We start from the raw sequence: 18,750 nt of genomic DNA on the forward strand, positions 1-18,750 counted from the left end.
CACTCTATTGTTGTTCTCTTTCGCTTAAATTGCAAGCAGAATCTTTTTCCCATATATCGGTGCACTTGTGTACTGAATTTTTGCCCGAGAAGCGGTACAATAAAGACGAAATACGAAGCCGATCGCTATGGCAGGTGAGAAATACATGAAGCCCTTAGTAGAATTTTGCGCGAGCAATGTTTCTTCCTATACAAAGCCAGTAATGGAAGCGCTGGAAAATGACCCGGAGCTGGATGTCGACGTGCTTGAATACGGCTGCCTCGGGTACTGCGGCGAATGCTACATGCAGCCCTTTGCCCTGGTCAACGGCGACCTGGTGCAAGCGGAAACGGCGGAAGAGCTGTTGGAGAAAATCAAAGCGAAGCTGAAGGCGGACGAAGAAGAGATGGCCGACTTTCCTTTTTGAGCAAGCAAGAGGGGAAAAGAGCAAGTTCGTTGATCTCGACGCTACTCGCATGCAAAGGGGCTGTCCTCTCGCAGGTTTCTACGAGGGAGACAGCCCCATTTTTTCATTCCACGCGAATGCCTTTTATCAGAAACGGCTATTCGCTGCCTGTGCTTGCCTCGGCTGACCTTTCCCGAAAGAACAGCTTGACGAACGGCAAATGGGTGACGAGCATAAACCCTAGGCACGTCAGCAGTACAGAGTAGATCGGCAGGGCGGTGAGCAGTGCCCCCGATAACATGATCCCGGCCGCATAGCATGCATCCAGTACCGGCAGAGTCATGCTGTTGAACAATCCCTGCTGCTCGTACGGAATCCGCGTCTGTATTACCGAGAAGTAAATGATCGTCGCCACGATTTCAAAGACAGCCGCCAGGACAAGGACGAGGAGAGTCCAGGTCAGGCCGAGCTGAAAGGCGAGGCCGGTCAAAAGGAATGCTTCCCCCAGTCCAAACAGGAAATAGACCCAGGTCAGGGAGTATGTCCGCGTCAGCCGGTTTACGATCCCGTCGCAGACGATCGCTCCCGCGAGCGCCCCCAAGCCCTGCGCTGCCAGAAACAGACCCCAGTAGAGCTTGGGGTCTCCATGCAGACCGGCGAGCGACAGCAGGAAGATTTTCAGCATTCCCATCAAGAGAGAGTACCCGATGGCCGTAACGACGAAGGCAATGATCATCCGATCGCGCCCAAGCAAGCGGAAAAAGGAAGGGAGCGCTGAGGAAACCGCATTTCCAAAGCCGCTTTCGTCCTCCGCTTTTTCCTCACTTTCCGCAACCGGAAGCGTGAAAAACAGGGCAAATGCAGCGAGTCCTGCAAAGCAGCAGAGCTGCAGCGTCACCCCGGTGCCAAAAGCGAGGATGATCATGCTCGCGGCCAACGGCCCGATGATTTTGCAGAGGCGCTCGATTCCCATAACCGCCGCGTTTCCCTGAATTTCCATGCCCTTTGGAATGACCCCGGCCCGCAAGGTAAGCGAGGCGGGCGAACCGGCTGTTTGCGAGATGCCGATGCCGAGCAGGATGAGCTGCACCTGCCACAGCGAAGATGTCAGCGGCAAGAGCGTGACCAGGATGCTGTAAGCCGCGATGTCCAGGATCGTTACTCTTTTGGCGCCCCAGCGGTCGATCCAGGAGCCGATGACTGGGCCCAGCAGGATGGCAGGAATCAGCTCGATGACAATGCTGAAGACAAATTCCTTTCCCAGTCCGTAGCGTTGGTGCAGAAACAGCGGGATGGCGGTAATCAGCATCCACTGCGTCCACTCCCACAGAAACAAGGCAGCGAGATAGCGCCGGAACATCTTTTCACTTTTTGCTATTTTCCAGAAACTCAATTGAGATCCCCCCGAATTATGAATGGCCTAACCGGGGGGCTGCAGCAATCAAGAGCGGCATGGTTCACACCTCCTAAACATTTGAAAATACCTTACAATCAGTAACGTAGCAAAAATGGCAGTCAAAAAGCAATGAAAAAAACAGGACACCGTTAAAGGCGTCCTGTCTCTAGGTACAACAGCGTATCGTTTAGTATTCTTTGACAACGTTGTAGAAGGTGTCGCGCTCCAGTGCGCGTTTGCCGGCGCCCTTGATCAGCCAGACCAGCTCGTCGACAGTGAGCGCTTGCTGCGTAAGCGCCCCGGCGGAGTGGCTGATGCGCTCCTCGATCAGCGTTCCGTGCACATCTGACATCCCCATGGTCAGAGAGAGCTGGGTCAGCTGCGTGCCGATGTTGATGAAGTAAGCCTTGATGTGCGGGAAGTTGTCCAGCATCAGGCGGCTGATCGCCATTGTTTTCAGGTCGTCGATCGCCGAGTTGCGGCGTTTGATGCCGGCTGTCGCTTTGATCGGCTGGACGGCAAGAGGGATGAATACCAAAAATCCGTTGGTTTCATCCTGCAGTTCACGCAGGCGGAGCATGTGGATCACGCGCTCTTCCAACGTTTCGATCGACCCGTAGAGCATGGTGGAGTGGGTCTTCATCCCCATTTGATGGGCCGTCCGATGCACTTCCAGATACATGTCAGTCGTCGCTTTATCCGGACTCATTTTCAGGCGGTAACGCTCCGTCAGAATTTCCGCGCCGCCGCCAGTCAAGCTCTCTACGCCAGCCTTGCGCAGCTCCTCCAGCACTTCGCGGATGGACAGGCCGGAGATGCGGGAGAAGAACTCGATTTCGGCTCCGGTGTAGGCCTTCATCGTGACATTCGGGTACGCTTTTTTCAACGTGCGGATGTTGTCCAGATAGTAATCAAACGGGACATGCTGGTTGTGGCCGCCGACGATGTGAAACTCGCGGATGCCTTCGTGGTAGCGGGTTTCCACATAGTGAAGCAGCTCTTCGGTGTTCATGGTGTACGCGCCGTCTTCGCCCAGGTCGCGGCGGAATCCGCAAAACTTGCAATGGGCCTCGCAGACGTTTGTCGGATTGATGTAGAGATTTTGAATAAAGTAAACGTTGTCCCCGTTCTTCCGTTGATTGACCAGATTGGCAAGCTGGCCGATCGTCAGCAAGTCATGGGAGTTAAAAAGGGTGATACCGTCCTCCAGTGTGAGACGTTCCCCGGCAATTACCTTGTTGGCCACAGAGGACAAATTTTTGTCCTGAATCACAAGGGTATCGAGTGCCATTCCAAACACTTCCCTTCATCTAAAATTACTCGCAATCTGTGATGATGTTCGAAAGGGTATCGGTCTCTACCGGGCGCTGAAGCCATGGGACACTCCTCCAGATGAAGCCTTCCGTTCAGCGAGAGTGTTGACAAACAGCGCCTTGCAAGCAACGACGATGATTCCTGGCTCTTCATGAGCAGTCTGGCAATCTGTGATCGATCGTTACCCTTTTCCTCGCGACAACAAAAGCACCTATATTATAAACCTCTTGCGGTAGTCGAACAATAACAGAAGTTCTAAGAAACAGCTTTTGTAAAAATATAACAAATGTCGGCAAAATTCCAGATCTTTCATGGGTATAAAAGGAAATTTTGTTTGCCTAATGTCTTAGCATCTTGTAAAATAAAGGTACGAAAGCCTTAATGATCTTTAGGAGGAGCTTCAGCAATGCGGGACGTTTTGCTTGAAAAAATTGAACTCCTTCGACAGCGTATGGTTAGTATGGGGTTGGAGTTTGGGTTGGATCATCCAGAAGTACTGGAATACAGCAAGAAGATTGATCAACTTCACAACGAGCTGAACCAAATGGATCATAATCTGTCCAAGGCAGGCAAAAAGAAGCAGTCATACTGCTTTTATATTCTGGATAAAAAGGCCTATTTTGCATAAGAGGGGCAACCCTCTTTTTTTGCTGCCTTTTTGGGTGCGTCCAAAGTGCAGCGCAGTCTTGAGAGCGCAGGTGCTTCTTAGGTATACTGTAAGTAGAACGCCGCATCATAGTAACAACGGCTGACAAGGAGGGAAACGAATGATTACCATGTCCGAGCAAGCCGCCCTGAAGGTAAAGGAAATGCTGGCGGCAGAAAACAACCCTGACCTGTTTTTGCGCGTAGGCGTCCGGCCCGGCGGTTGCAGTGGCTTTACCTACGGGATGGGATGGGATCAGGAGATCAAAGAAGGCGACCAAACCTTTGAACAAAATGGAATCAAGATTGTTGTCGACAAGGACAGCTACCTATATATCAAAGGCACGGAAATCGACTACAAGGAATCGATGATGGGCGGCGGGTTTTCCATACACAACCCGAACGCGATCGCTTCCTGCGGCTGCGGGTCTTCGTTCAAGACGGCGCTGGCCGAGGGGAAAGCGGAGAAGTGCGACGACTGAGGCAAGACAAAAGATGAGAAACCTCCTTGGGCATGTGCAGGGGCAAGATGCATGCCCGGGAGGTTTTTTCGTACAATCATGCAGATATGTTTACACGTACATGGCTGGTAAAAGCAAGGGAGCGATCTTGCAAGAGAGGGGAACTTTATGCTCTACATGATAACGATGCTAAGTGTGATTATCGTTCTTGTTATATGGAACTATGTTATTTCTCATAAATACAACATGAATAGAATCATACTGGTCCCGACAATCGTTACGCTTGTTATGTTCATTTACATGCTAGTAAATTTTTTAAGAATGTGAGGGTTGGGCCTTTCATTTTTGGAAAATATGGTTTTCCCGGCTACCGTTGCCGAGGCGTGTTTCGCAGTCTACTTGAAAGCGATCAGTCGATAAGGTTCGAATTTGCTGCCCAGTTTCACTATGATGAGATTTCTTTACATAAAATAATATGCTGAAGGGTAAGGCGCGAAAATGCGCCTTTTCCCGTTTCAGAAAGCTACTTTTCACAGCGACGATCAACTGCTCTGAGCCGACGCAGCCCCACGCAAATACTCCATCACCGCTTGATCGACAACATAGCTGTCCACCAGCTTCACCTCTCCCTCCGTAACCTGATAGGTCCAGTAGCTGGGAATTGTGATTGAACGATTGCCGTCATATCGAATCGTCCACATCCGTTCAAATGTAACGAGATAGCTGTCTCTCGTCTGCAGCTTGACCTTCGTCCGCAGGCTGGTGGTTGCCAATGTCTCCGGGATTCCTTCGACACGGACTTGTTTGGTTTCGCCAGGGTGGGCAGGAAACTCCGGCTGTTCTGACAACGCCAGCTCAATCGCTTCCTGAACGGTAAATGCGCGATCCCGGTAAAGCTCCTCGAATCCTGGTTCTCCGCCTTGCAGTCCCCAGATAAGGATATAGCGGCCGTCCCAGTTTTTCGTAAGACCCAGTCCGAAGAAGGGACTCCATGTCGAACTCGTTCCCGCTTCAATCGTCTCTTCTTCCGGTGAGCCAAAATCCTTCGCATAGAATGCCTCCAGCCGGGCTTTTTCCTGCATGATCTTCTGTTCGTCTTTGCTCTCGACCCAGTATCTGGCGGCATAGAGGAAGCCGTGTTCAAAAGAAAGCGTCAGCTGTACCTGTTCATCACCCAAGGCGACGGGCATGAAGGCTTCCTGCAAGCCATCCTCGCCCAAGCTTTCGATTCCCCCAAGCGGCTGGAGTTCTCCCAGTTCAGGGAAAAGCGCTTTTGCCTCGTCATAGGTCATGCCTAATGCAAATACGCGGTAAAGGGCCAGCTTGTCTGCTTCTGTTTGCCAGGCGACAGTTTGTTTGGGTGCTTCGGGCAGTGCAGGGGCTGGCGTCTGCTGCGGATCAGGCGCAGTCACAGGAGGAGAAACCAGCTGGCTCGGAGTTCCTGGCGGGAGCAGAGTGAGCGGGCTTGCCCAAAGAAGTATGGCGGCTACTGCGGCAACGCCGATTATGGCACACGCACGGAAAACGTATCGTTTGCTCCGGCTTGGAGATGTTGTCTGGGAAGCCAGCGTTCTTTGTTCCAGCAGGGAAACTTCCTCTGGGGTCAGTCTGAGAGATTGATGCACCAGCTCTTTTCGTTGTTTCAGCTGTCGGTCAAGGATGTCCAATCCTGCTCTCCTCCTTTCAACGTTTGCCTCAGCTTTTCCAGTCCGCGCGAAAGCCGGACCCTCACCGTCGATTCCTTCATCCCGAGCAGCGCGGCGATTTCGGGAGTGCGCATCTCCTCAAAGTAGTAGAGCACAATCACTTCCCTGTATTTGGTGGAAAGTCCCATCACCTTTCGGATAAGCTCGTCATTTTGAAACTGCTGCATTACCTGCTCCTCGCTGGAGGGGGAGGAGCTTTTTTCAAAGAAAACGGAGGTAAACAGAAGATGGCGATGATTCCACGATTTCAGGTGATCCTTCGCGGTGTTGATGGCAATCCGATACAGCCAGGTCTTCGGGCTGGCGTCTTCTCGGAAGGAATCGAGCTTTTGAAAGGCTTTTAAGAACACCTCCTGGGTCAAATCCTCTGCGACTGCCCTGTTTTTGACGTAGTAAAAGGCCGTTCGAAAGACCAAATCGTGATACGCAGCCACCCACTCCTTGATGATCTGCTCGCTTCTCTTGGCTAGCGGTTCGACGGGGATCACCTCCTTACCCTGTTGCTTATTTGACGAAGCCGGGAGCAGGAGCGCTACAAAATCCACCATTTGCATAATCGCAAAAAAAGAGTAGAATAAGAACAAATGTTCCTGTTGGAGGGTACCGGAATGGCAAAGAACATCGAAGACTTTTCATGCGGTATGGAGATGGCGATCTTGAAGCACGCTGCGGCCTTGGCGAATAACGAAGAAAGCCCAGCGCTGACACTTGTGGAACGCCCGGTTGTGGACGAAGACGATTTCGGTGAAATGTGCTTCCGCGTCTACGACTCGACGCAATACGACTACGCGATCACCGTTTCCTGGTTTCGCGAGACGGATGACGGATTGGGAGTCGTCAAAACGGATTGGGGGGTCGTGCGGAATATCGATGTGGCCCAAAGGAAATTCAAGCTGGTCAACGATTGGGAGGCTCAGTGGATCGGGGTTGAAGATTTGGTGCGCGTCGTCAAAACCAAAAGGGCGGGATTTTAGAAGAACAGGCTCCGTTTGGATGCTATAATATGGAAAAACTCGTTGAAGTTGTGTCGGCCTTCGCTTACGATCATATCTTGAGGCTCGCTCCCTCCGATTCGGTTTAGGGATAACGCCAAAGACAAAGACCGGAGGAACAACAGAAGTTTTGCAAACGGATCTTGAGAACATCGTGCTGGGGGATAACGCTATGTTTTTTTGGGGAGTACTGGCCTGCATGGCCGTATCCGTTTTTGGAATGGAAGCATGAGCAGGCTGATCAACCGGTGGAAGCCGGACCTGGTGTGCGTGACAGGGGATTTGACCAGCAGAAGAGAGCAGCTGGCCCATGTGCGAAACGAGCTTGGGCGGATTGAGTCTCGTTTCGGCTTGTTTTTGTGCCGGGGAATTACGAAAGGGAGGAGCGCCTCTTCTTGAGGAAGCGCAAGTTTGCAGCGGCTGAATACAAACAGATGCGGGAAGCGTGGCGATCCCAAATGACTGTGCTGGAAAATGCGGCTGCCTTTGTCCGGATTGATGGAAAGCTGGTCATGCTGTACGGTTTCGACAACTACATCTACGGAAACGAGCGGAACAACTTGCCAGACCAGAGTGCGCCTGTGGACAGCTCAAACGGTACGGCTAGAGCAGCCAATCCGGTACTGACGATTTTTCTGGCGCATTCCCCCGTATTTTGAGGTTTATCCGTCAGGAGGGGCTGGCGTATGACCTGCTGCTTTGCGGCCATACCCACGGCGGGCAGGTTCGGTTGTGCTGCAAGGCTTGGGGCGCGTACCGGGATGTGCATACGGGTGCAAAAATAGATGCAGACGGCAGCGTATTTTATGTCAGCCGGGGATTAGGGACGGTGAAGCTGCCCTTTCGCTGGAATTACTTTCCCGAGATTGCCGTTTTTCGCATCTCTCCTGACTCTGATCATAATGGAGAGGAGAGCAGCAGAGAAATGTAAGGGTTTTTCCCAGTTTTTTCAAAAGTTCACCAATCGTTCGAAGGTTCGTCAAGATTCATTCACAGACTGGCAGATTTTGGACGCCTCCTTTCGCTATAATGAATATTGTAGAACTTGCAGAAATTGCAGGAAAGAAGGGTGCTTTATGAAAAAAACGTGGGGTTTACTGATTTCGGCAGTGGCTATTTCCGCTATGCTTGCGGGCTGCGGAGGAGACAAACAAGAGACAGCGGCAGGAGGCGATCAAGCGCCTGCGGCAGCCACTGAAAACGCAATCAACATCGAAGCCAGCAACTGGAAGTTTAACCAGGAATCTTTCGAGGTAAAAGCAGGAGAGCCGTTCACGATCAACTTCAAGTCGACTGAGGGCTTCCACGGAATCGGAATCGAAGGCCTGGATGTGGATATCCAAAACGAAGGCAGCAAAACCCTGACAGTCGACAAAGCGGGAGAATACAAGATCTTCTGCAACGTCGTTTGCGGACCTGACCACGGCAAAATGATCGCCAAGCTTGTCGTAAAGTAACAACCAACAAAACGTTGGCAGCGAATGGAATAACAAAACCCAAACACTTCAGCCGTCTTTCGGTTGGGGTGTTTTTTCTTGCAAACAGGCATTCCAGCGGTGCCGGTGCTCGTAAAATTGTACAGAAATGAATAGAGGATACATTTGGAATCGAAAAGGCTCGTTTGTCCTGAGAAGACGAGCCTTTCTTTTTTTGCGAAAAGAGGGTGACAGATCGCTTTTGAATAAATATAATCAAAACAGAAACTATTTTCACAATTCGGAAAAGTATATGTATGCATTTTCATGACTTAATTATTCGTTGTTCATTGTTATCTGCTGGAAGGGGGGCAAGCACGAAAGTGATTGAAGTGAAAAATTTGTACAAGTCGTTTGGCTCGTTAACCGTGTTGAAAGGTGTAGATATGCAGGTAAGCGAGAGGGAAGTGGTGGTTTTGCTGGGGGCCAGCGGATCAGGGAAAAGCACGCTGCTGCGATGTTTGAACTTTTTGGAAATGCACGACCAGGGCGAGGTTCGCGTCAACGGTCAGAGGATCGACCCGAAGACGACGGATTTGAACAAATTTCGGACGGAAGTCGGGATGGTCTTTCAGCACTTCAACCTGTTTCCGCACAAAACGGTCCTGGAAAATGTGATCGAAGCGCCTGTCCATGTGAAAAAGACTCCCCCCGGCCAGGCCCGGGAAGAAGCTTACGCCCTGCTGGAAAAGGTGGGAATGAGGGACAAGGCAGACGTCTACCCGGACATGCTCTCCGGCGGACAAAAGCAGCGTGTCGCGATTGCCCGGGCACTGGCGATGAAGCCGAAAATCATGTTGTTTGACGAGCCGACATCGGCGCTCGATCCCGAGCTTGTCGGGGAGGTCCTCCAGGTCATGAAGCAGCTGGCAAAGGAGGGCATGACGATGGTGGTGGTCACGCACGAGATGGGCTTCGCCCGCGAAGTGGCCGACCGGGCGGTCTTCATGGACAACGGGCAAATTCTGGAGCAGGGGGAGCCCGAGCATTTCTTTACCAACCCGCAGCAGGAGAGGACCAGACAATTCCTCAACAGCATCTTGTAGATCCACTGCAAACAACAATAAAGGGGGCATCACGATGAAAATGAAAAAGAAATGGACGATGGGGGTACTCTCAACCTTGCTGCTCGGCTCGCTCGTATTGTCGGCCTGTGGAACGTCCCAGAGCACGGGAGGAGGGGCCGGCGAACAGGGCAAAGATCCGAACAAGAAGGACTTTACCTACGCGATGAGCGGCGTGTACAAGCCGTTCAACTTTAAAGAAAACGGACAGCTGATGGGCTTCGATGTGGAGATCGGGCAGGCGCTTGCGGAGAAAATGGGGATGAACCCTGTGCCGATCACCAACCCGTTCGAAACGATCATTCAAGGGCTGCAAGCGAAAAAATACGATACGGTTATCGGCAGCTTGACGATCACGCCTGAGCGGGAAGAAGCCGTAGCGTTCTCCAACGTGTACTATCGCTCCGGCGCTCAAATCTTCGTCGCGGCCGGCAACGACTCGATCAAATCGGCCGACGATCTGAAAGGCAAACGCATCGGCGTCCAAAAGTCATCCAGCTATGAGCAGCAGGCGCTGAAATTGACAGACAAAAGCAACATCACGACGTATGACAGCGATGTGACGGCTTTGATAGACCTGCCGACCGGCCGATTGGACGCGGTGATCACGGACCAGATGGTCGGCTTCCGCTACATGAAAGAGGTGCCGGACAAGATCAAGGATGTCGGCGAGCCGCTCAGCCATGACAATCAGGCCATCGCGCTGCGCAAAGACGATAAAGAGCTGCTGGAAAAGGTGAACAAGGCTTTGGATGAGATCATCAAGGACGGCACCTACCAGAAAATCAGCGAGAAATGGTTTGGACGCAACATTTTGGGAAGTGAATAACCCTTTCCGCGACCAGAGGGCGTCTTTTGCGGCGCCCCTATTTTTTAGAATGGGGTGAACCGATATGTTTGACATCCTTCTGTCCAGCTATCCCATGTTTTTGGAGGCGACGTTCCTGACGCTCCGTTTGACGGCAATCTCCTTGATCATGGGGTGCGGCGTAGGCCTGCTGTTTGCCTTTTTTCGCATCTCTCCTTCCAAGACGCTGCAGACCATTGCACACGTATACATTACCGTTATCCGCGGGACGCCGCTGATCGTCCAAATCATGGTGCTTTACTTCGGGATCACCGAGATCGTCACGCTTTCCTCCTTCTGGGCCGGCGCTTTTGCGCTCGCCATCCACAACGGGGCCTACATTGCGGAGATTTTTCGCGGCTCCATCCAGTCCATCGACCGCGGCCAGATGGAAGCAGCCAAATCGCTCGGGATGTCCTATCCGCTGGCCATGCGCCGGATCATCCTGCCGCAGGCGTTCAAACGGGCGATTCCTTCGCTCGGAAACCAGTTTATCATCGGTCTGAAGGACTCGTCGCTTGTCGCTTACGTCGGGATGCAGGAGCTGTGGGGAACCGGGCTGGGCGAAGCGGCGTCGAATTACCGGCAGCTTGATACGTATTTGGTCGTCGGTCTCTACTACCTTGCTCTGGTCCTGATTTTCACGTACGTGGTAAACCGACTGGAAAACCGCTTGAACACAGGAACGGCCAAGAAGAAGAGCAAGGGCTACGACTCGGCATCTCAATCGGCGTGAGGGCGATCGATGCGGGTACAATCGGTGGAAGAACGGAGAGTTTAGCCAATGGTACAGTCAATTGACAGAGCAATGGAGCTTATAGCGGTGCTTGTCTCCGACGAAACGAAGTCGGACTGGTCTATTTCGGAGCTGTCGCAAGCCACGTCTCTGCCGCTCAGTACGATTCACCGCATTCTCGGGACGCTGAGCGTACACGGCTTGATCAGTCAGGACCCGGTGACCAAGCATTACCGGATCGGGTACACCTGGATGACCATCGGCATGCGCATGCTGGACAAGATCGATATCCGAGTCGTCGCAAAGCCGGTGATGGAGCGTCTCGCGCGGGAAGTGGAGGAGAGCATCTGCCTGAACATTCCGAGCGGTCTGGATGCGATTTTGATCGAGAAGGTGGAGAGCCCGCTCAAGCTGCGCGTTGCGGAGGATTTGGGCGACCGGATTCCTTTGACAGTCGGGGCGCCCAACAAAACGATTCTCGCTCATATGCCGCAAGCGGACATGGAGCGGATTGTGGGCCAGCTGCTTCCTCGCGAGCAGCAAGCCGAATTTTTCGGACAGCTGGAAAAGATCAGGGAAAGCGGCTATGCCATCAGCTCAGGAGAACGGACAGAGGGAACAACGGCGATCGGAGCTGTCATTATGGGGCGGAATCAGAAGGTTGTCGGCGCCCTCTCGATTAATGCCGTGGCATTTCGCATCACCGACGAAAGATTGCCTATGCTGATCGAAAAAGTAAAAGAGGCGGCGGAGGAAGTCTCGGTACTGAGCGGGAATACATGACTGGAACGGACATGTCGTGAACGGAGCGGGTCTGCATGCCGGAAGCGGGTCTTCGTGCCGGAAGCGGGTCTTCGTGCCGGAAGCTGGCCTGCATGCCGGAAGGAGTCTGCACGCCGGAAGCGAGGCTCTATACCGGAAGCAAATCGGCATGAACGGAACAAGACCATACGATTTTGCGAGTGGCCATAAGTGGCCGCCTCTTTTTTCACCAGGATTCAGAAACAAATTCCACGATACGGAAAGTAGAGGGATTTCATGATGGGGAAATGGCAAACGAAAGAACAACTGATCGAGCTTCTGGCCAAGCTGGTACGCTATCCGTCCGTTACGGGCTCTGCAGCTGAAATCGAGCTCGCCCGTTTTGTCGCCGGGGAAATCGCCGGGCTTCCTTATTTCCAGGCCAATCCGGACCATGTGCAGCTGCATCCCACAGGAGATGGCCGGTTTTTCGTCACGGCGCTGGCGAAAAAAGCGGAAGGCGTCCGGCCGACCGTCGTACTGGTCAGCCACTTCGACGTGGTCGATGTACAGGATTTCGGCCAGTGGAAGCCGCTTGCTTTTGACGTCCACGCATTGACCGAGGCGTACTTGCGGAATCAAGACGAGCTTCCCTCTCACGTCCAGCAGGACTTGGCCAAAGGCCAGTGGCTGTTCGGACGGGGCTCGATGGATATGAAAGCGGGGCTTGCCCTGCAGCTGTCGATGCTGGAGCGGGCATGCACCGGCGAGTTTGACGGGAACGTGCTGCTCTTGACGGTGCCGGATGAAGAGGTGAATTCGCTCGGGATGCGGGCGGCGGTGCCGGTATTGCTGCGGCTCGCCGAGCAGCACGGCCTCGACTATCGCACCTGCCTCAACTCCGAGCCTGTCTTCTCCACGTATCCGGGCGACGAGAACACGTACATCTACAGCGGTTCTCTCGGCAAAGTGCTGCCCGGCTTCTACTGCTACGGCAAGGAAACCCATGTGGGCGAGCCGTTCTCGGGATTGAATGCCAACGCGATGGTGTCGCAGCTCGCATGCGAGCTGGAGCTCAATACCGATTTTTGCGAGGTGGTGGAAGGCGAGGTAACCCCGCCGCCGACGAGCCTGCTGCAAAAGGACTTGAAGAAAGAGTACTCGGTGCAAATTCCCGACCGTGCCGTTGCCTTGTACAACATGTTCGTGATGGAGAAACCGATTGACGAGGTGACGAAGCAGCTCCGCCAGCTTGCCGAGCAGACCGCCGCCAAAATCGAGCGGGAGTACGCGGAGCGGGCCGCGGTTTTTGCCAGTCTCAGTCAGTCGCAGCCGATCTCGATGAACGTAAAGGTCCTGCAATACGAGGAGCTGCTTGCCTATCTGATCGGCAAAGTCGGCCGCGAAAAGGTGGAAAGCATCCAGGCGCAAGTGCTGGAAGGCCGCGGCGAGATGGACGACCGCGAAGTGACAATTCGCCTGATCGACGAGCTCGGTCTCTTGTGCAAAGAGCTGGCGCCGATGATCGTGCTGTTTTACGCTCCTCCGTACTATCCGCCGGTCAGCTCGCGAAACGATCCGCACATTCAGCGCGTGCTTGGAGAAGTCAGCGCCCGCGCCGCGGCAAACCACCGGCTGGAGCTGAAGCACCAGCACTATTTTCCGGGGCTCTCCGATCTGAGCTACACCGGACTTCCGGAAGCCGCCCAGGCCATTCAGCCATTGGTGGACAACATGCCGCTCTGGGAAAAAGGGTATTCGCTGCCAATCAGGGAGCTGGTCGCCTTGAACATGCCGGTGATGAATCTCGGCCCGTTCGGCAAGGATGCGCATAAATGGACAGAGCGGCTGGACGCGCACAGCGCGTTTGAGGTGCTGACAGATCTGCTACCGTTTGCGATCGAACAGCTATTGCAAAAGAGAAGCGATGGGAAGAGCAGCTGACAAAAACCGAAAGCAAAAGCCAATTAGGCTGAAAAAAGCAAATGCCAAGAACTATCAAGCAATCATACCAAATTGCTTTAGCAAAATATCACCAAGCCAAGAGGCAAACCTCCACAGTCACCTGGAAACGGCGGCCGGGAGTTTGCCTCTTTTTGCCTCTTCATGGATGCACCTCGTTATGCGCCAGAAGCCTGTTCAATTTCTCCCTTTTCATTGCAGAAGCTCTGGCTGGCCAGATCGCTTCAATATTATTGTCCGGTTGACAATATGCGAGGAGCCAATGGCATGTAAACAAGCGAGGGAGCAGCAGTCCCTTTGGGCCAAACGTAAACAAGCGAAGCCGGATACTTACTCACAAATTCCCGCGCGGCTTCCTCGACCGATTGCCTGTTTGCGTCAGCCAAACGCTCGCGGTTTTTGCGGGAAAAGTCGCCTTTAAACCCGATTGCCTTTCCGGATAAAGGATCGACATCTACAGAGTATGTGTCATCCAATAAGGGAAGCTCCCTGTAAATGCCGGTGAACGTAATCCGGATAAATGACGGTTCTTTCTCTACCTTGGCTACCTGGAGCTTGTTCGTTTCGGGATTAAGGTATGTTTGCAGAAAGGATGAGGCAATCGCGACGGCTTCCTCTGCGGTCGTTTTGGCGTCCCCGGCAGGGTGATGATTCACATACTCGACTTCAACGATTTGTCCGGATGATTCCTTTGTCACGACTGTGACTGCGCTGTTTTTCCCTACGGTCCAGCGATACTCTTTTACATGATTTCTATAATCGGTCACGCGCTGCTGATTGCCCCCAACGGCAATGCCGAAATCCGTTTCCAGTACGGCAGCAGCTTCTTCTTTCGTACCGGCTATCAGCGGCTTCCCTGCGGGTGCCACTTCGATCCGTTTTCCGAGCAGCCGGGAAGTTTCCTGTTCGTCTCCGATTGTCTGACCGTCCAGAGCATTTACATATCCCATCAGGCCGGGATCGTAAACCATGGCCGGAGCGCCCGCCGGCGGTTGCTCACCGGGTTGACCAGAGTAGAAGAGCTTCAGTTTGTCAGCGATGAGCTGCTCGGCTTTTTCCCTGGAAATGGCCTTGGCCGGATCGGGAAATGCCTGCTGGTCCGTCCATTTATGGTTGCTGCTCGACATCAGCTTTTGACCCTGATTGGAATCATCCAGGGTGATGACAAAGTAATCGTCAAGAAAAGGAACGCCATTCACCATTCGGGTGAAGACAAATTGCCGCTTTGCCTGATCGGATAATGCCTCTACGAGCCCATAATGACGACTCTCCTTGCCAATGATTTGATGCAAGTACACTGCTGCCGGATGATTGTCAGCCACTCCTGCGGTGTTGTCGGTACTTTCTGCGGTTCGACCTGGGGCTGTCGCCGAGGGGGCGTGTATGGACGGACTGCCCGGAGGAGCGACGGACGATCTTCGGCTTTGCGTCGGTTGCGTATTCGCTGTTTGCTCCAAGGCGACATCCGGCTTTTTTGTGTTTGTCTGCGGATGCTTCTGATCAGCCGTCTGTTGCTTGGGAGTCGCAACGGAAGTTTCCGGCTCCTGCCTGTCATCTACCGAGGAAAGAGGAGAAGAGGCCATAGGTATTTGTTCCGCCGAGGGGATAGCCAGTACAGCTCCCAATGCGGCCACGAACAGAAAGCTGGCTGCTTTCAAGGCGAAAACAACATACGCTTCACTGCCTTTTGTCTGATCCATCTGTCTGGCTTTCTTAGCCAACATGGTTAGCAGCCGCTCCCTGGCCTCTTTTTTGGGGGCCGGAACGCGGCGATTCAATTCCTTTAATTGCTGATGCAAGCTGTCGTCATTTTCCAAGTGCATTTACGACCCTCCCGCCGTGGCATTCCGGGCCGAGCTTCTTTTGAATGAGCTTGATGGCCCGGTGAAAATCGACCTTTACTTTCGCTTCGGAAATGCCTAGTATTTCAGCAGTTTCTTTCACGCTGCATCCCTTGATGGATCGGATGATAATGACCAGACGGTACTTGGTCGGAAGCGCGAGGATCGCCTCTCGCAGTTCCCGCTCCTGTTCCTTTTCGGCAAACTCTTCTTCCGGCAGTCCGGTTTTGGCAGGCAGCCCGTGAAACCAGCTGTCGACAAATATTTGCTGAAATCGTTTCCGGCGGTATTGATCGATCGCGACGTGCTTGGCGATGGAGAATATCCACGTTTTGAGCGTCACGCGCCCGTCATAGCGGGGGAGAGCCTGCAGCACGCGGGTGAACACCTCCTGCGTAATATCCTCCGCGTCGCTTCGATTCCCGACAAAGTGATATAAAAAATAGTAGATATCCTGGTAATAGGTCTCGCAAATTTCGCGGATGCGCTCTTCGAAGCTCCCAGACATCCCGTTCCCCCTTTCAGAGACGGGTGCTTGCCTCCCGGTAATGGAGAAGCAAGCACCGGCGCGGCTGCCCTTTTTTAACGCGAAACGATCTTGCCCGTCATCGCATCCACATACTCGGGCACGTCGGGATTGATCTGTGCCTTGTATACGAGAACGGGCTGATCCGCTTTCTTGGAATTCTTGACCGGGTAAAAATAGGTCAGCTGGAGCGGATGGTGCTTGAGGTATTCTTGCATGGCTTGTTCTGCGCTGATTGCGTTTTTGGGGTCGGGAAGAGCGACCTTGTCATCAACGGACGGGCCGACCAGACGGATCGGCTTGCCTGTTTCGCTGTTGATGGATACATGATACGATTTCTCCGCGAACGGTATCCCGTTCGTTGCGGGATAAACCTGGAAGTTGTAATGCCCCTGAGGCTCATTGTACATGCGAGTCTCCAGCACAACGGTTTTGGTGTCCGAATCAAGGAACGGCTGAACCAGCTGAACAGCTGCCTTTTTCGCGTCTTCCAGAGAGATTTTGCTGCTGGCTGGCGGCTGTACAGCATCTTCGTCCGTATCGAGCCCTGCGGAGGAGACTTGCCCGCTGGTTGGATCGACGGTTACGAGATAGCTCTCTTTGTCTTTCGTCCACCTGTATTCTTTATAGCTTTTTCCAAGCACAGAGGTGTTTTGCTCCGAAAAGGCAGCGCCGGTAAGGTCAAAGCCAAGGACCTTTTGCAAAATGGCCGCGGCTTCCTCCTTGCTTCGGGCGGTCAGTGGCTGCTTTGACGGAGCAACAGGTACGTCAAAAAAGAACTCTCCGGTGAAGCTCTTGAATTTGGCATGCTCTGTATCCACCCAGGAGCCTGTCTTGGCATCCATGTACCCAGAGCCGGCTACCTGATAGACCAGGGTGGGCGTTTTGTCAGGACCGACCAGACGGTAGAAGGGCTTCATCATTTTGGTCAGAGCTTGCTTGGCTTGTTCCGGAGACAGGGCCTCTGACGGGCTCGGAAACTTGGACGGATCAGACTTGCCGTTGAGTGAGGCTTCGTTCGAAAAGTCTACAACATTTCCCGCCGCATCCAAGTAGACAGACACTTTTTTCTGTTCGACGGGGAGACCGTTGATTACCCTGGTGAACATGGCTCCTTTCAGGCTCTTTGACGCGGTTTCGTTGTATTGCAATTCCTCCAGGGAGCATTCGACCAATCCCTTTTGATGAGCGGCAGTCAAGAATGCTTCCGCCTTTTTCTTTTGGTCTTCGAGTGAAAGCTTCTTGTCCTTGTCATCAACGTCGTTCTCCAGGGAGAAGCTTTCGATTTCTCCCGTTTTCTTCAGAAAGATGGTCATTTCCGGCAATTTTGCTTTTTCGGGCGTGCGGGTAATCACCACCGTGCTGCTGTCCTCCGTCAATTTCACTGTTTGAACGGGGAGTTCTTTCATGTAAGGCAACAGCGAAGACAATTGATCCAGGCTTTTTTTGATGACGTCATTCAGAGCGGCATCGGAAGTAGTTTGACTGCTGGCAAAGACCGCTGCCGTCCCGTCAGCCCAAAGAGGCGCTGCGGTTAAAAGGCTTGCGGCCGCGATGGTCATCATGGCTTGATTCAGCTTTCTCATGCTTCTAACCTCCCAGTTTTCTTTCTCACCTGCGTTATTCGCATGAAACAGCAAAAGGTTACAAAATTTTTCCGAATTTGTTTGTTTTTAATCCAGTTTTGTTGTTGGGGAAGAGTGGCGTTCCATGAGCTGCTTCAGCTTCCCCTCCGTAGAGGAATCCGGAGCCGGGGTGTAGATGCTGCAGCGCAGATCGGCATCCCCCTGCACCTGCAGAGACGTCAGATGAAACAGCATTTTGCCTGCCCGGGCATGCCGAAATTCGATCAAAACCTCCGGAGCGGAGCTGACCCTGCTCTGCTCCCACAGCTGATGAAAGTCGGGATGCGTCTGTTTCATCTCGTCCAGAAATTGCTCGTACCATTCGTCCTCTACGTACTGGCCGTAATACGCGCGGAAAATGGATAAAAAGCCGCTGACAAAGTGCTCCCAGTTCACCGCCAAGCGGCGGAGCTCTCTTCGGGCAAACAGCAGGCTGATGAGGTTCCGCTCCTCCGCGGGAATTTGTTCAAAGTCGAGAAAGACGTGGGAGGCGGCCTGATTCCAGCCGACGATCTGGCAGCGCCTGTCCGAGATGATCGTCGGGCAATAGCGCAGCTCTTGCAAAATCCGTTGCAAGGGCGGACTGATCCTGGGCTGCTCTTCCTGGGATAGACTGAGGCTTGTTCCGCCCTCAAATGCGAGGGCGTACAGGTATTTGCGTTCATCGACGGTCAATTGCAGGGCGTTTGCGATCGCATCGAGCACGGATGCGGAGACGCGGATGTCGCGTCCCTGTTCCAGCCATGTATACCAGGTGAGGCTGACCCCCGCCAGCTGTGCGACTTCTTCTCTGCGCAGGCCAGGCGTTCTTCTGCGCCTTCCGGCGGTCAAGCCGACCGACTCCGGCTGCACCTTGGCCCGCTGTGCTTTTAAAAAAGCGGATAATGCTTGCAGTCTTGTCTGGTGGTTCATCATGATCCCTGCCTTGTGTTTATCGGTAAGGTGGTAGTTATTATACTAGTATAAACCACAACTTGTAATAGGATAACAGGTGTGACAAGATTACTTTCAGAAAGCGATTTTCAGGGAGGAAT

Annotated in this window: 21 protein-coding genes; 13 read left to right on the forward strand and 8 right to left on the reverse strand. The window is 53.1% G+C overall.

Annotation, left to right across the window (positions count from 1 at the left end; genetic code table 11):
* Positions 1-145 precede the first annotated feature (145 nt).
* Positions 146-406: a DUF1450 domain-containing protein gene (locus tag Q3F21_RS11565; protein WP_340252618.1), complete on the forward strand. Its 261-nt coding sequence runs from the start codon at positions 146-148 to the stop codon at positions 404-406.
* Between the two features lie 136 nt (positions 407-542).
* On the opposite strand, the gene Q3F21_RS11570 is transcribed toward Q3F21_RS11565, so the two are convergent.
* Both Q3F21_RS11570 and mqnE read right to left on the reverse strand, forming a co-directional pair.
* Entirely contained in the window at positions 543-1,778 is a 1,236-nt protein-coding gene (locus Q3F21_RS11570; protein WP_340252620.1) for an MFS transporter, read from the reverse strand.
* 190 nt (positions 1,779-1,968) lie between these two features.
* A complete protein-coding gene (gene mqnE, locus Q3F21_RS11575; RefSeq protein WP_340252622.1) occupies positions 1,969-3,072 on the reverse strand; it encodes an aminofutalosine synthase MqnE in 1,104 nt (367 codons plus the stop codon).
* Between the two features lie 429 nt (positions 3,073-3,501).
* Here mqnE and Q3F21_RS11580 point away from each other — a divergent pair, with 429 nt between their 5' ends.
* Together Q3F21_RS11580 and erpA are read left to right on the forward strand one after the other, a co-directional pair.
* Positions 3,502-3,723, forward strand: a complete 222-nt coding sequence (locus Q3F21_RS11580; RefSeq protein WP_340252624.1) for a Spo0E family sporulation regulatory protein-aspartic acid phosphatase — start codon at positions 3,502-3,504, stop codon at positions 3,721-3,723.
* 139 nt (positions 3,724-3,862) lie between these two features.
* Complete coding sequence (gene erpA / locus Q3F21_RS11585; RefSeq protein WP_340252626.1) at positions 3,863-4,222, forward strand: iron-sulfur cluster insertion protein ErpA; 360 nt, start codon at positions 3,863-3,865, stop codon at positions 4,220-4,222.
* Between the two features lie 521 nt (positions 4,223-4,743).
* On the opposite strand, the gene Q3F21_RS11590 is transcribed toward erpA, so the two are convergent.
* Positions 4,744-5,868: a hypothetical protein gene (locus Q3F21_RS11590; RefSeq protein WP_340252628.1), complete on the reverse strand. Its 1,125-nt coding sequence runs from the start codon at positions 5,866-5,868 to the stop codon at positions 4,744-4,746.
* Complete coding sequence (locus Q3F21_RS11595; RefSeq protein ID WP_340252630.1) at positions 5,844-6,395, reverse strand: sigma-70 family RNA polymerase sigma factor; 552 nt, start codon at positions 6,393-6,395, stop codon at positions 5,844-5,846. The genes Q3F21_RS11590 and Q3F21_RS11595 overlap by 25 nt, the downstream gene beginning before the upstream one ends.
* A 120-nt stretch (positions 6,396-6,515) precedes the next feature.
* Here Q3F21_RS11595 and Q3F21_RS11600 point away from each other — a divergent pair, with 120 nt between their 5' ends.
* The 10 genes from Q3F21_RS11600 (at position 6,516) to Q3F21_RS11645 (ending at position 13,706) form a co-directional block, all read left to right on the forward strand.
* Positions 6,516-6,881 carry a hypothetical protein gene (locus Q3F21_RS11600; protein ID WP_340252632.1) on the forward strand — a complete coding sequence of 122 codons (366 nt, stop codon included), beginning with the start codon at positions 6,516-6,518 and terminating at the stop codon, positions 6,879-6,881.
* Positions 6,882-7,127: 246 nt separating this feature from the next.
* Positions 7,128-7,298, forward strand: a complete 171-nt coding sequence (locus tag Q3F21_RS11605; protein WP_340252634.1) for a hypothetical protein — start codon at positions 7,128-7,130, stop codon at positions 7,296-7,298.
* On the forward strand, positions 7,295-7,558 hold the full coding sequence (locus Q3F21_RS11610) for a hypothetical protein (protein ID WP_340252636.1): 264 nt from the start codon (positions 7,295-7,297) through the stop codon (positions 7,556-7,558). Before Q3F21_RS11605 ends, Q3F21_RS11610 begins: the two co-directional genes overlap by 4 nt.
* Positions 7,555-7,830, forward strand: a complete 276-nt coding sequence (locus Q3F21_RS11615) for a hypothetical protein (protein WP_340252638.1) — start codon at positions 7,555-7,557, stop codon at positions 7,828-7,830. Before Q3F21_RS11610 ends, Q3F21_RS11615 begins: the two co-directional genes overlap by 4 nt.
* A 145-nt stretch (positions 7,831-7,975) precedes the next feature.
* On the forward strand, positions 7,976-8,356 hold the full coding sequence (locus Q3F21_RS11620; protein WP_340252640.1) for a cupredoxin domain-containing protein: 381 nt from the start codon (positions 7,976-7,978) through the stop codon (positions 8,354-8,356).
* A 341-nt stretch (positions 8,357-8,697) separates the two neighbouring features.
* Complete coding sequence (locus Q3F21_RS11625) at positions 8,698-9,420, forward strand: amino acid ABC transporter ATP-binding protein (protein ID WP_340252642.1); 723 nt, start codon at positions 8,698-8,700, stop codon at positions 9,418-9,420.
* 40 nt (positions 9,421-9,460) lie between these two features.
* Entirely contained in the window at positions 9,461-10,267 is an 807-nt protein-coding gene (locus Q3F21_RS11630; protein WP_425341246.1) for an ABC transporter substrate-binding protein, read from the forward strand.
* Between the two features lie 64 nt (positions 10,268-10,331).
* Positions 10,332-11,021 (forward strand): ABC transporter permease subunit, encoded by a 690-nt coding sequence (locus Q3F21_RS11635; protein WP_340252646.1) that lies wholly within the window; start codon positions 10,332-10,334, stop codon positions 11,019-11,021.
* Between the two features lie 48 nt (positions 11,022-11,069).
* Positions 11,070-11,804, forward strand: coding sequence for an IclR family transcriptional regulator (locus tag Q3F21_RS11640; protein WP_340252648.1), 735 nt, complete (start codon positions 11,070-11,072; stop codon positions 11,802-11,804).
* A 258-nt stretch (positions 11,805-12,062) separates the two neighbouring features.
* Positions 12,063-13,706: a M20/M25/M40 family metallo-hydrolase gene (locus Q3F21_RS11645; protein WP_340252650.1), complete on the forward strand. Its 1,644-nt coding sequence runs from the start codon at positions 12,063-12,065 to the stop codon at positions 13,704-13,706.
* A gap of 248 nt (positions 13,707-13,954) precedes the next feature.
* Here the strand turns inward: Q3F21_RS11645 and Q3F21_RS11650 are convergent, their stop codons facing one another.
* From Q3F21_RS11650 to Q3F21_RS11665, 4 genes are all read right to left on the reverse strand, one after another.
* Positions 13,955-15,547, reverse strand: coding sequence for a YcdB/YcdC domain-containing protein (locus Q3F21_RS11650; protein WP_340252652.1), 1,593 nt, complete (start codon positions 15,545-15,547; stop codon positions 13,955-13,957).
* Positions 15,531-16,073: an RNA polymerase sigma factor gene (locus Q3F21_RS11655; protein WP_340252654.1), complete on the reverse strand. Its 543-nt coding sequence runs from the start codon at positions 16,071-16,073 to the stop codon at positions 15,531-15,533. Before Q3F21_RS11655 ends, Q3F21_RS11650 begins: the two co-directional genes overlap by 17 nt.
* A 74-nt stretch (positions 16,074-16,147) precedes the next feature.
* Positions 16,148-17,677, reverse strand: a complete 1,530-nt coding sequence (locus Q3F21_RS11660) for a YcdB/YcdC domain-containing protein (RefSeq protein ID WP_340252655.1) — start codon at positions 17,675-17,677, stop codon at positions 16,148-16,150.
* An 87-nt stretch (positions 17,678-17,764) separates the two neighbouring features.
* Positions 17,765-18,628 (reverse strand): helix-turn-helix transcriptional regulator, encoded by an 864-nt coding sequence (locus Q3F21_RS11665; protein ID WP_340252657.1) that lies wholly within the window; start codon positions 18,626-18,628, stop codon positions 17,765-17,767.
* Positions 18,629-18,750: the final 122 nt, after the last annotated feature.

This window comes from Brevibacillus borstelensis (genome assembly GCF_037834415.1).
GTDB classification, from domain to species: Bacteria; Bacillota; Bacilli; order Brevibacillales; family Brevibacillaceae; genus Brevibacillus; species Brevibacillus borstelensis_A.

Coding starts and splice junctions, on each gene's coding strand:
- Q3F21_RS11565 (WP_340252618.1), top strand. CDS start 146: ATGAAGCCCTTAGTAGAATTTTGCGCGAGCAATGTTTCTTCCTATACA.
- mqnE (WP_340252622.1), bottom strand. CDS start 3,072: ATGGCACTCGATACCCTTGTGATTCAGGACAAAAATTTGTCCTCTGTG.
- Q3F21_RS11580 (WP_340252624.1), top strand. CDS start 3,502: ATGCGGGACGTTTTGCTTGAAAAAATTGAACTCCTTCGACAGCGTATG.
- erpA (WP_340252626.1), top strand. CDS start 3,863: ATGATTACCATGTCCGAGCAAGCCGCCCTGAAGGTAAAGGAAATGCTG.
- Q3F21_RS11600 (WP_340252632.1), top strand. CDS start 6,516: ATGGCAAAGAACATCGAAGACTTTTCATGCGGTATGGAGATGGCGATC.
- Q3F21_RS11605 (WP_340252634.1), top strand. CDS start 7,128: ATGAGCAGGCTGATCAACCGGTGGAAGCCGGACCTGGTGTGCGTGACA.
- Q3F21_RS11620 (WP_340252640.1), top strand. CDS start 7,976: ATGAAAAAAACGTGGGGTTTACTGATTTCGGCAGTGGCTATTTCCGCT.
- Q3F21_RS11630 (WP_425341246.1), top strand. CDS start 9,461: ATGAAAAAGAAATGGACGATGGGGGTACTCTCAACCTTGCTGCTCGGC.
- Q3F21_RS11635 (WP_340252646.1), top strand. CDS start 10,332: ATGTTTGACATCCTTCTGTCCAGCTATCCCATGTTTTTGGAGGCGACG.
- Q3F21_RS11640 (WP_340252648.1), top strand. CDS start 11,070: ATGGTACAGTCAATTGACAGAGCAATGGAGCTTATAGCGGTGCTTGTC.
- Q3F21_RS11645 (WP_340252650.1), top strand. CDS start 12,063: ATGGGGAAATGGCAAACGAAAGAACAACTGATCGAGCTTCTGGCCAAG.
- Q3F21_RS11650 (WP_340252652.1), bottom strand. CDS start 15,547: ATGCACTTGGAAAATGACGACAGCTTGCATCAGCAATTAAAGGAATTG.
- Q3F21_RS11655 (WP_340252654.1), bottom strand. CDS start 16,073: ATGTCTGGGAGCTTCGAAGAGCGCATCCGCGAAATTTGCGAGACCTAT.
- Q3F21_RS11660 (WP_340252655.1), bottom strand. CDS start 17,677: ATGAGAAAGCTGAATCAAGCCATGATGACCATCGCGGCCGCAAGCCTT.
- Q3F21_RS11665 (WP_340252657.1), bottom strand. CDS start 18,628: ATGAACCACCAGACAAGACTGCAAGCATTATCCGCTTTTTTAAAAGCA.